Annotated in this window: 15 protein-coding genes; 14 read left to right on the top strand and 1 reads right to left on the bottom strand. The window is 34.9% G+C overall.

Features of this window, described 5'->3' with window-relative positions; all coding sequences use genetic code 11:
- The first annotated feature begins 219 nt into the window (after window positions 1–219).
- A complete protein-coding gene (locus tag CN692_RS13440) occupies window positions 220–747 on the top strand; it encodes a sigma factor-like helix-turn-helix DNA-binding protein (protein ID WP_098119675.1) in 528 nt (175 codons plus the stop codon).
- Between the two features lie 10 nt (window positions 748–757).
- Here CN692_RS13440 and CN692_RS13435 read toward each other — a convergent pair whose 3' ends face one another.
- On the bottom strand, window positions 758–1,213 hold the full coding sequence (locus tag CN692_RS13435) for a hypothetical protein (RefSeq protein WP_098119674.1): 456 nt from the start codon (window positions 1,211–1,213) through the stop codon (window positions 758–760).
- A 265-nt stretch (window positions 1,214–1,478) separates the two neighbouring features.
- On the opposite strand from CN692_RS13435, the gene CN692_RS13430 reads away from it, so the two are divergent.
- The 13 genes from CN692_RS13430 to CN692_RS13370 all read left to right on the top strand — a co-directional run bounded on the left by CN692_RS13430 (window position 1,479) and on the right by CN692_RS13370 (window position 10,035).
- Window positions 1,479–2,348, top strand: coding sequence for a terminase small subunit (locus tag CN692_RS13430; protein WP_098119673.1), 870 nt, complete (start codon window positions 1,479–1,481; stop codon window positions 2,346–2,348).
- On the top strand, window positions 2,338–3,621 hold the full coding sequence (locus tag CN692_RS13425; protein ID WP_098119672.1) for a PBSX family phage terminase large subunit: 1,284 nt from the start codon (window positions 2,338–2,340) through the stop codon (window positions 3,619–3,621). Before CN692_RS13430 ends, CN692_RS13425 begins: the two co-directional genes overlap by 11 nt.
- Window positions 3,622–3,632: 11 nt before the next feature.
- Window positions 3,633–5,060 (top strand): phage portal protein, encoded by a 1,428-nt coding sequence (locus CN692_RS13420; protein WP_179874440.1) that lies wholly within the window; start codon window positions 3,633–3,635, stop codon window positions 5,058–5,060.
- The gene (locus tag CN692_RS13415) at window positions 5,053–5,337 is read left to right on the top strand and encodes a Gp49 family protein (RefSeq protein ID WP_098119670.1); all 285 of its coding nucleotides are present in this window, start codon (window positions 5,053–5,055) and stop codon (window positions 5,335–5,337) included. Before CN692_RS13420 ends, CN692_RS13415 begins: the two co-directional genes overlap by 8 nt.
- A 3-nt stretch (window positions 5,338–5,340) precedes the next feature.
- Window positions 5,341–5,559 carry a hypothetical protein gene (locus CN692_RS13410; protein ID WP_098119669.1) on the top strand — a complete coding sequence of 73 codons (219 nt, stop codon included), beginning with the start codon at window positions 5,341–5,343 and terminating at the stop codon, window positions 5,557–5,559.
- A 94-nt stretch (window positions 5,560–5,653) separates the two neighbouring features.
- On the top strand, window positions 5,654–6,265 hold the full coding sequence (locus tag CN692_RS13405) for a phage scaffolding protein (protein ID WP_098119668.1): 612 nt from the start codon (window positions 5,654–5,656) through the stop codon (window positions 6,263–6,265).
- Between the two features lie 22 nt (window positions 6,266–6,287).
- Window positions 6,288–7,247, top strand: coding sequence for a major capsid protein (locus tag CN692_RS13400; RefSeq protein ID WP_098119667.1), 960 nt, complete (start codon window positions 6,288–6,290; stop codon window positions 7,245–7,247).
- A gap of 55 nt (window positions 7,248–7,302) precedes the next feature.
- Window positions 7,303–7,476: a Rho termination factor N-terminal domain-containing protein gene (locus tag CN692_RS27190; protein ID WP_257131635.1), complete on the top strand. Its 174-nt coding sequence runs from the start codon at window positions 7,303–7,305 to the stop codon at window positions 7,474–7,476.
- Between the two features lie 2 nt (window positions 7,477–7,478).
- On the top strand, window positions 7,479–8,528 hold the full coding sequence (locus CN692_RS13390) for a minor capsid protein (protein ID WP_098119665.1): 1,050 nt from the start codon (window positions 7,479–7,481) through the stop codon (window positions 8,526–8,528).
- A 4-nt stretch (window positions 8,529–8,532) separates the two neighbouring features.
- A complete protein-coding gene (locus CN692_RS13385; RefSeq protein WP_098119664.1) occupies window positions 8,533–8,865 on the top strand; it encodes a phage head-tail connector protein in 333 nt (110 codons plus the stop codon).
- Window positions 8,862–9,218, top strand: a complete 357-nt coding sequence (locus CN692_RS13380) for an ABC transporter ATP-binding protein (RefSeq protein WP_098119663.1) — start codon at window positions 8,862–8,864, stop codon at window positions 9,216–9,218. Before CN692_RS13385 ends, CN692_RS13380 begins: the two co-directional genes overlap by 4 nt.
- Window positions 9,218–9,622, top strand: a complete 405-nt coding sequence (locus CN692_RS13375) for an HK97 gp10 family phage protein (RefSeq protein ID WP_098119662.1) — start codon at window positions 9,218–9,220, stop codon at window positions 9,620–9,622. The genes CN692_RS13380 and CN692_RS13375 overlap by 1 nt, the downstream gene beginning before the upstream one ends.
- Complete coding sequence (locus CN692_RS13370) at window positions 9,622–10,035, top strand: phage tail terminator family protein (RefSeq protein ID WP_098119661.1); 414 nt, start codon at window positions 9,622–9,624, stop codon at window positions 10,033–10,035. The genes CN692_RS13375 and CN692_RS13370 overlap by 1 nt, the downstream gene beginning before the upstream one ends.
- Window positions 10,036–10,037 lie beyond the last annotated feature (2 nt).

Genomic DNA, 10,037 nt, shown 5'->3' with positions numbered 1-10,037 from the left:
TTTGGCTTATCGTTTTGTGGCTTATTTTTAAATAAAAAGAGAGAAGCTTTTGGGAAAAGGCTTCTCTAATGAATAATAGGTGATATTTGGCAAAGAAGATATTTGCTTAGTACATGCTATGCAACGTTACCAAAAATGTGAAGCGTTTTTGAATTAAAAAAAAGCCGGAAGAATTCTCCCAGCTATGCTTAATTAGATTTTAACACAGGGGGAATCAAAGTGATAGAACTGATTAAACAGTATAAAGAGACACGAAAAGAATTAATTAACCTCCTAGATAACCTGAAGTTTAAAAAAAATCCTTCTGAAACTGATTTACATGATAAAAAACGAATCAGTGAGATGATCAGCAACCTAGATTATTCGATTGAATGGATGTCTACTGGTAAGAAACCTGGAAACAAACGTGGCATTGAACGTAGGGCTGCATATCAAAAAGAAAGACCGTTTGATCCAATTACAATGCAGAAGTATTTCAAAGCAAAAGATCCTATGTACGAATGGGAAGTTGAAGAAAAACATCATACATTATCAACATGGGACAAGCAGTGTTTAAGTGAAGCACTTGATTGTTTAACAGATAAAGAATTAGAAACATACATGATGAGCCGTGGTCATTGCTTGCCATTTGAAAAAATAGCTGAATATTTAGACATTAGTGTAGGTACAGTTAAAAAAAGAATTGCACGAGCTGAAAATAAAATTAGTAGAAGGAAAGAAGAAAGCCTCTTCTGTTTAATCAGTTGAGGCTTTTGTTTTATTGTGACAGTAATTTATGTGCGAAATTGTAATAATCTTGATTACAATCTTCACTTGCTAAGACTATTTTAAAATTATCGCTAAATAAAATTTCTAAACATTGTTTGTGATATTCCCATTCATGTTGTTCATAATCATTTAATGTAAATTTTTTTGAAACAATATCATTGATATTCCTGATTTCTATACCTATAATGTCAGTATTTGGATTAGCTTCTGAAGATTTGACATTAATTATCATATATTTATCTTTTGAAAATAAATGATAATTATATGCACGTTCATTTTCTTTATTTATACTCGATAGTCCACTAGCAGTAGTAGCAATACAAGATTCCTCGTCAATGTTTAATTTAACTAGCTCAATTATGGATCTAAATGTATAAAATCTGTTTAGTTCTTCAAAAAAATGTTTGTACGTTAAATTACCTCTTTCCAATACTCTTAATCTCATGAATAATCTCACCTCCTTGTTTAGATTATTTCTATTAAAGTTATAAAATCTCCTTTAATCTGCCAACCAAACGCCACCTATATATGAATGCAATTTTACCTGCATTCTCCCCTATGTGTATGCTCAACTTAATTGTTGGGCTCTTTTTTATTCTTTGTAAACTAGATCCGTCTTTGATGATTCCCCAATCCTCCATTATTTTTGGTGGGTCTAGTTTAGAGTGAATAAATTAAGGAACTATTTATTTGGAGGTGGGTGAATTTGAGTGAATTGGGATGTTATTAGAAACGAATATAAAACTACTGATATTACACTAGCTGCTCTAGCTGAAAAACATCATGTAAAACTCGGTACTTTGAAAAGTCGTAAAAGCCGAGAGTCATGGACAAGAGGTTCTCCGAAAGATGCAACTAAACCTAAAAAGGTTGCAACCCCAAAGAAAAAGGATGCAACCATAAAACAGGTAGTCTTATCCGAAGAGTTGACGGATAAGCAAAAGTTGTTTTGTCTTTACTATCTCAAGTATTTCAATGCTACGAAGGCTTATCAGAAGGCTTATGAATGTACCTATGAAATCGCCAATAAGAATGCTTATACACTTATGGTTAATCATGGTATAAAAGACGAAATTAATCGACTTAAAAACGAACGATTAAATGGTGTATTATTGGACGCCCAATCAATCTTACAAAAATACATCGATATAGCCTTTGCTGATATAACTGATTTTGTAGAGTTTGGAAAGAAAGAGATATCAACTGGCGATTTTGACGAGTCAGGCAACCCAATTACTTATACCACTAGTTATGTTGATTTCAAAGAATCCTCAGAGATTGATGGGACGCTTATTACTGAAGTTAAAAAAGGTAAAGATGGTGTATCAGTAAAGCTTGCTGACAAAATGAGGGCTTTAGAATTCCTTACAAAATACACTGACTTATTGTCTCAAAATGACTTGAAGAAGCTGCAACAAGAAAAGTTGAAGGCTGAAATTGCTAAGACTAAACAAGAAACTAAGCTATTAGATCCAGAAGACAATGGTTCTAACGATGATGTTATCGATAATTTCAATGAAGCTACAAAACCTAGTGCTGAAGCAATGAAAGATGTATTTGGTGATGAAAATGAGGATTAAAAAAAGACGGGAAAAAGCGTTTAAATTTAAATCCTTTTCAAAAAAACAATTAAAGCTTCTTTGGTTTTGGAGAGATGGATCTCCTTATAAAGATATGGACATGGTTATCGCGGATGGAGCAATCCGTTCAGGGAAAACGATATCTATGATATGTAGCTTTCTACAGTGGTCGCAATCAACATACAAAGGCGAATCCTTCATTGTTGCGGGTAAAAGTATAGGCTCATTAAAGCGTAATGTTATCAAGCCGATGATGCAGATACTACAATCCTGGGGGTGGAATTATCAATACAACCGTTCAGAAAATTATATTGTTATTGGTTCTAACACTTACTACCTTTTCGGAGCAAATACGGAAGCGTCCCAAGATACACTTCAAGGGTTAACCGCAGCTGGAGCATTCGGTGATGAGATAGCACTGTTTCCTAAATCGTTCACTGATCAAATGATTGGTCGTTGTTCAGTTGACGGTGCGAAAGTGTTTATGAACTGTAACCCGAAAGGACCACATCATTACTTTAAAACCGAATTTATAGACAAGGCAAAAGAAAAGAAAATCCTCTATCTACAATTTACGATGGACGACAACTTATCATTAGCTGAATCAGTTAAAGAACGATTTAGACGAATGTTTAGTGGAGTGTTCTTCCAGCGTTACATTTTAGGTTTATGGGTTAATGCAGAAGGCCTTATTTATGATATGTTTCTTGATAAAAAGCATGTGGTCAAAACAATCGATAGAGAATACGAACAGTATTATGTTAGTTGCGACTATGGTACTCAGAATCCATTTGCATTAGGCTTGTGGGGGCTTTATAAGGGAGTATGGTATAAAACCAAGGAATACCATTATGATGGCCGAAAGAAAGCCATACAAAAGACAGATAATGAGTATTTAGAAGCTTTAAACGATTTTGTAACAGTAGTGGACGAAGATAACGTGGTTAAAATGCTAGCGAATACAATTATTATTGATCCCTCAGCTTCTTCCTTCATTGCTCTATTAAAGAAGAATGTGTGGAGAGTTAAAAAAGCTAATAATGACGTACTAGAAGGCATTCGAAATGTAGCAAGTTGTTTAAATGAAGAACTAATTAAATACAACGATTGCTGCAAGGAAACGTTCAAAGAGTTTTCGTCATATATTTGGGACGAGAAAGCACTCGAACGCGGTGAAGACAAACCTAAGAAAGAACATGACCACCAGATGGATAGTGATCGTTACTTTGTTAATACAATCGTTAAGAAACCGAAAAATTTCCAACCGTGGTAGGAGGTGTGACTTTGTTTTATCCTGAAACTCCAACATTAACAGAAGAATATATTAAGATTATTACCGAGAATAGCCCTAAGACAACTGAAGTAATTAAGGAGCTAATCAATCAGCATAATCCACAGGATATGCTTGACGGCATTAAGTATTATGAGTCTGAAAACGACATCTTATTACGCAAACAGTACTATTACGACATGAACAAGAAAAAAGTAGTAGATGACACAAAAACTAATAATCGAATACCTCATAATTTCCATAAGATTCTAGTAGACCAGAAAGTAGGATACTTAACGGGTAATCCTGTTGCAATGAAGTCGAAAAACGAAGCATTTACAAAAGAGCTTAATCAAATCTTTTCAGAAGAATTTGATGATGTTTTACCAGAGTTAGTTAAGGGTGCCAGTAATAAAGGCAGAGAATGGCTACAGCCTTTCATTAATGAGGACGGCGACTTTGATTATATGATTATCCCAGCCGAGCAAGTAATAGCGCTCTATAACCCTAGAGATAAAAGAAAACTTGATTTGATTATTAGATATTACTTTTTAGCTGATGGTAAAACTAAAAAGATTGAGGTATGGGACGATCAAGAAGTAACTTATTATGAGGAAATCGATGGAATTGTCTATTTAGATGTAACTGTCGAAGAGAATCCTGCTTCCCACTTTTATTTTAATGAGACTGGTTATGGATGGGGCAAGGTTCCATTTGTTGAATTTGCTAACAACGATGAGCGTATTAGCGACTTGAAAACTTATAAAAGAATAATAGATGCATATGATTTAACTGTTTCAGATACCCAGAATAATATTGAAGACATTCAATCGCTTATCACCGTACTTAAAGGGTACGACGGTGAGAATCTTCAAGAGTTCATGGACAATCTTAGATACTTTAAATCAATTAAAGTAGATGCTGAAGGCGGAGTAGATTCTTTAAAACAAGAGACTCCGATTGCTACTGTAACTGCTCAACTTGATCGCTTCGAAGAGAATATCTTTTTGTTTGGCCAAGGAGTTAATCCGAATAAAGAGAATCAAGGCGGAGATAAAACAGGTGTGGCACTTAAATTCTTATATGCTTTGTTGGACCTTAAAAGCGATGTGCTAGAACGAAAATTTAAAAGATCGCTAAGACAATTAATGTGGTTTGCCTGTAGTTATCTAAAGTTAACTAATAAGGGCTCGTTTGATTATAAAGATGTGACATTTACATTCAACCGTTCAATGATCTTTAATGAAGCTGAACAAATTGAAATGTTTACTAACTCAGCTGAATTATCTATGGAAACAAGATTGGCTCATCATCCATGGGTAGAAGACGTTCAACAGGAGATAAAACGAATTGATAGTGATCAGGAAAAAGAGATCGAAATTCCTTATAACAATTCAAAGATAGATTCTAATAAAAATAATGGAGGTAAAAAGGATGAGTAAGAATACTGTGATTTATGACGACATTCAAAAAATTATGGATAACTCAACTATTGAAGTTCAAACAGTTTTAAATAAATGTACAATTGTTACATGTCAATTACCAAACGGATTCATTATTGTTGAATCATCTGCTTGTGTAGATCCAGTCAATTATGATGAAAAGCTAGGTGCAGAAATTTGTTTGAAACGTATCGAAAATAAAGTGTGGGAATTTGAAGGATATAAACTTCAAGACTTTGTTTATCGAGCACATGAAGCTTTGGAAAAGGCTGAGTAACAAATGGAAGTTAAACTACTCAATGTAAATGACTGTGCGGGTATGGTTAAGTACATCGAAAACAAATATAAACAAGGCGAAATGAAGGGCTTCGTTATAGGAATAGTTTGTAACGATGGCCACTTTGAAACTGGCTGGGGTGGAGATATCAATTTCTTAGAGAAATTAGGATTAGTATCTACCATAGATCATGATATTAAATACTCTGTAACAAATGATTAAAGCACTTTAACGACAATTAATCGTTGAGGTGCTTTTTATATACAAAAAAATCCACGTGGACACGACCACGTTAAACAGTGTAGGAGGACGCAATATGGAATGGTTAAAAGCTTTATTAACAAAACATAACGTAGGTGAGGAAGTCGTTACCTCTATTTTAGAAGCAACAAAAGATTCACAATATGTTCCTAAATCTCGTCTTGATGATGAAATCAGTAAGAAAAAGGATTTAGAAACAGAAATCGTTAACCGAGATAAGCAAATCAAGGACTTGTCTAAACTTAGCAATGACAATGAAGCTTTAACTAAAAAACTAGCAGACTTAGAGACGTCTAATTCTGACTGGAAATCTAAATATGATGTACTGCAATTAGATACAGCTATTAAGCTATCAATTACAGATGCACATAACTTAGAAACAGTCCTTAAACTTTTACCTAGGGAAGGGTTGGAGCTCCAAGAAGGTAAAGTAAAAGGCCTAGATGATGTTTTAACAAAAATGAAGACTGATCATGCGTATCTGTTTAAAGCAGAGGATACAAATAACCCTAATTTATCTGGGTTCAAACCAAACAATCCTCCTGGAAAGAATAACGGCTCTAACACTAACCCGTGGGCTAAAGAATCATTTAATTTAACAGAGCAAGGTCGAATCATGAATGAAAATCCTGATTTAGCAAATCAATTAATGGCACAAGCAAAATAATAAAATTGGAGAGTGAAAACAAATGGCTTTTACTAAAATTAGTGATGTAATTGTACCTTCAGTATTTAACCCGTATGTACTTAATCGAACAACTGAGCTTTCAGAAATTTATCAATCTGGAATCGTTCAACGTGATCAACAATTTGATGATTTAGCAGCATCAAGTGCACGAACAATCAATATGCCATACTGGAATGATTTAAGTGGTACATCTGAATCTTTAAGTGATTCTGGTGCGCTTACTCCAGATAAAATTACAGCAGGTCAAGATATCGCGGTTATCTTACGTCGTGGTAAAGCTTGGAGTTCAAATGACTTAGCAGCAAACTTGGCAGGTAGCGATCCAATGAAAGCAATCGGTGATTTAGTTGCTGGATTCTGGGCAAGAGATATGCAAAAAACAACTTTATCTCTTTTAAAAGGTGTTTTTGCTTCAGCATCAATGTCAAATAACGTTTCTGATATTTCAGCTTTAACTGGTGGCGCTGAGAAGATTGGAGCTTCCTCATTCATTGATGCTTCGTATCGTTTAGGTGATGCACAATCAACTCTAAAAGCAACTGTAATGCATTCATCTGTTGTTGCTGCGCTAGCTAAACAAAATTTAATTCAATTCATTAAGCCAGCTGACGGTTCTCCAGAAGTTCCTTATTACTTAGGTAAACGAGTGATCGTCGATGATTCTACTCCTAATAGTGCTGGAGTTTATACAACATACCTGTTTGGACAAGGCGCAGTTGCATTAGGCTTCGGTAGTCCTGTAGGATTCGTTGAAACTGAAACAGATCGTGACTCATTAGCAGGTAACGATTACTTAATCAACCGTAAAACAATGATTTTACATCCACGTGGAGTAGCATTCCAATCTGCTTCAGTTGCTGGCGCAGCTCCAACAAACACTGAATTAGAAACTGCAACTAACTGGAACCGTGTATATGATCCTAAAAAGATTCGTGTCGTAAAATTCATCCACAAAATCTAAATCGATTAAGAGAGTCTTCACAGGCTCTCTTTTTATTTTATAGGAGGTAATTGCCGTGAGTTTAACAGCATTTGAACGCTATCGAAGAGAACAAGCTAAAGAAGAGAACAAACCTAAATTAGATACTTTGAAAGTGGCCGAATTAAAAGAGTTGGCCAAAGAAAAAGAAATCGAAGGATACCAAGATATGAAAAAGGATGAACTCATTCAAGCTTTAAATGAGCTGTAGCCATGAGAAGTGATAAGTATTGGCAACAACGTACTGAAGAACGATTAAGCGAATTATACACAGATGTTGATAACTTTGAGAATGATTTAAGAGGACATTACACTACTGCATTAATGGAAATGCAGAAAGAAATAGCCTATTTCTATTCAAAGTATTCAATCGAAAACGGTGTACCATACAAAGAAGCAATTAAAATGCTTACAGGCGATGATTACAGGGTATGGAAAAGAGATATCACTGATTATCTTGAAGAAATTCAAAGCTTAGTGGATAACAATAATGATAAACAAGCTAATGATGTACTCAAGGATTTAAACGCTTTATCAATTCGTAGTCGTATAAATCGCCTAGATGGCATGATTGCGAAGATAAATGTAATCTTGGGTAAATTATCGTTAGAAGAAAAACGACGCACAGAAGACCATTTAAAGCGTTTATACAAAGACTCTTATCATAAGACTATGTTTGACTTATTTCAAGGCATTGAAGTAGGCGGGTCGTTTGCTCCTGTTAGTGATAAATTGATTAGGAGCACCTTAGAACATCCATGGAGTGGTGCTAATTTTTCTTCAAGGATATGGAACAATAGGGATAGATTGGTCCAGGTACTGAGAGAAGAATTAACTCAGAGCATGATTCAAGGTAAAGACCTTCGTAAAACGTCTGCTATAGTAGCTAAAAGAATGGACGTAAGTGTCAAACAAGCTGGAGTAGTGGTACAAACTGAATCAGCTTATATTATTGAGGAAGCTTCTGCAAAGGCCTATGAGAATAGTGGAGTCATTGAGCAATACGAAATATTGGCTACGTTAGACAATCGAACAAGTCAAATCTGTCAAAAGCAAGACGGAAAAATCTACAATGTAGTTGATAGAATGACAGGTTCAAACTATCCCCCATTCCATCCTAGATGTAGAACAACAACTATTCCTGTTACTAGATGGCACGATGAAGATCGTACTCGTATTGCGAGGGACTTAAATGGTAAAACATATTATGTGCCAGCCAGTATGAAATACGAGGAATGGTATAACACTCACGTAAAGGAGTGAAGTAATGATATCTGAATTAGTTAAAATACTATTAGGAATTAGTGACGGCAGTAAGGATGTAATTATAAACTTCCATATCGAATCAGTAACTCAAAAGATATTAAACTATTGTAATATTACTGAGCTACCTCAAGAGCTTGAGACAATTGTGGTTGAGAAAGTAGTAGCAATCATGAAAAACTTAATTGCTTCTGAAGGAAATGGACCAGTTAAGAAAATTACAAGAGGAGATACTGTAATCGAATACGGCACAAGTAGGAGCGATTCAAGCGGATCTGTTATCTTAGACGATGTAAAATCTCAATTAAATAAATATAGGAGAGTGAAGTTCCAATGAATGAGATGGAAGCTCTTGAAAGTACTTATTGGGATAAATGCGATGTATGGAGAGATATAGAAACGGTTGTGAATAATCGAGATTTGTTTGTTCCTCAACAAATATACTCAAGTATTAAGTGTGCATTAAGTAAGCCAGCCAATACAACAAGGCTTAACACTAATCAAACCGAAGAACAAAATCAAATCGATTATACATTTATTCTTTTTTTGAGTCCTAATTATGATCTTAAAACTGGAGATGAAATCAGAGTTACTACTTCTATGAATCAACAATTCGAGTTAATTGCAGGTGAACCGTTTAAATATCCATCACATCAAGTGGTAACTGTCCATCGTAAGGATGAAGCTTAATGGGAATGAAAGTATTCGGATTCGGTGAATTTAGAAGTAAACTTGAAAAGATTAATAGAGAATTGCCTCATGAATTAGACGTCTTTTTAAAAGAACTTGCAATGGATCTATTAGCAAGAACGAAAGAAAAGACACCAGTCGGAGTGTATCCTCCAAGTAGCGGTCGTGTAGGTGGGACTTTACGAAGAGGTTGGCAAATATCTGATTTGAAACGAGTTGGTAGTAATGTCCAAATCGAAATATTTAATCCTGTTGAATATGGAATCCACGTTGAATATGGCCATAGAACAAGAGGAGGCGGCGGATTCGTTGAAGGTAAATACATGCTAACAGTCAGTTTAAAAGAACTTGAAAGAGCAATGCCAGCTCGTGTACATGATTTATGGAGGAGGCTGGGCTTATAATGTTTGAAGCAATATTAGACGCAATAATCAGCGTTTTAAGGCTGAACTTTCCTACACACAAAATATATGATGAAAAGATTCAGCAGGGATTTGATAAACCTGCTTTTTTTGTACGCATTTTACCAGTTGCAAATGAGTTCACTGGAAGGTACAGAAGAGAAAAATCATTAATCATAGATATCACTTATTTTGGCGGAAATGATACGAATTTAGAAAATTACAAGATGGCTGATGATTTAGGTGATCTATTTCAGTTAGTTACAACGACTCAAGGTGTTTATATGCCAAAGAAACAACGATATCAAATTGTAGATGGCGACTTGCATTTTATGTTTGATGTGGATGTAGTCGAGATACTAAAAGAAAAAGAAGGACCTGTTATTCAGGAAATCAACTTTAACAAGGAGGTCTAAGA

It is taken from the genome of Bacillus sp. AFS002410, assembly GCF_002556365.1.
In the GTDB taxonomy this organism is placed as follows: Bacteria; Bacillota; Bacilli; order Bacillales; family Bacillaceae_G; genus Gottfriedia.
The sequence above is the reverse complement of the archived record's forward strand: the minus strand, read 5'-3'. Positions and strand labels throughout refer to the sequence as shown.

Excerpts from the sequence above, each read along its gene's own strand:
- CN692_RS13435 (WP_098119674.1), bottom strand. The coding sequence starts at position 1,213 with ATGAGATTAAGAGTATTGGAAAGAGGTAATTTAACGTACAAACATTTT.
- CN692_RS13425 (WP_098119672.1), top strand. The coding sequence starts at position 2,338 with ATGAGGATTAAAAAAAGACGGGAAAAAGCGTTTAAATTTAAATCCTTT.
- CN692_RS13415 (WP_098119670.1), top strand. The coding sequence starts at position 5,053 with ATGAGTAAGAATACTGTGATTTATGACGACATTCAAAAAATTATGGAT.
- CN692_RS13410 (WP_098119669.1), top strand. The coding sequence starts at position 5,341 with ATGGAAGTTAAACTACTCAATGTAAATGACTGTGCGGGTATGGTTAAG.
- CN692_RS13405 (WP_098119668.1), top strand. The coding sequence starts at position 5,654 with ATGGAATGGTTAAAAGCTTTATTAACAAAACATAACGTAGGTGAGGAA.
- CN692_RS13400 (WP_098119667.1), top strand. The coding sequence starts at position 6,288 with ATGGCTTTTACTAAAATTAGTGATGTAATTGTACCTTCAGTATTTAAC.
- CN692_RS13390 (WP_098119665.1), top strand. The coding sequence starts at position 7,479 with ATGAGAAGTGATAAGTATTGGCAACAACGTACTGAAGAACGATTAAGC.
- CN692_RS13385 (WP_098119664.1), top strand. The coding sequence starts at position 8,533 with ATGATATCTGAATTAGTTAAAATACTATTAGGAATTAGTGACGGCAGT.
- CN692_RS13380 (WP_098119663.1), top strand. The coding sequence starts at position 8,862 with ATGAATGAGATGGAAGCTCTTGAAAGTACTTATTGGGATAAATGCGAT.
- CN692_RS13375 (WP_098119662.1), top strand. The coding sequence starts at position 9,218 with ATGGGAATGAAAGTATTCGGATTCGGTGAATTTAGAAGTAAACTTGAA.
- CN692_RS13370 (WP_098119661.1), top strand. The coding sequence starts at position 9,622 with ATGTTTGAAGCAATATTAGACGCAATAATCAGCGTTTTAAGGCTGAAC.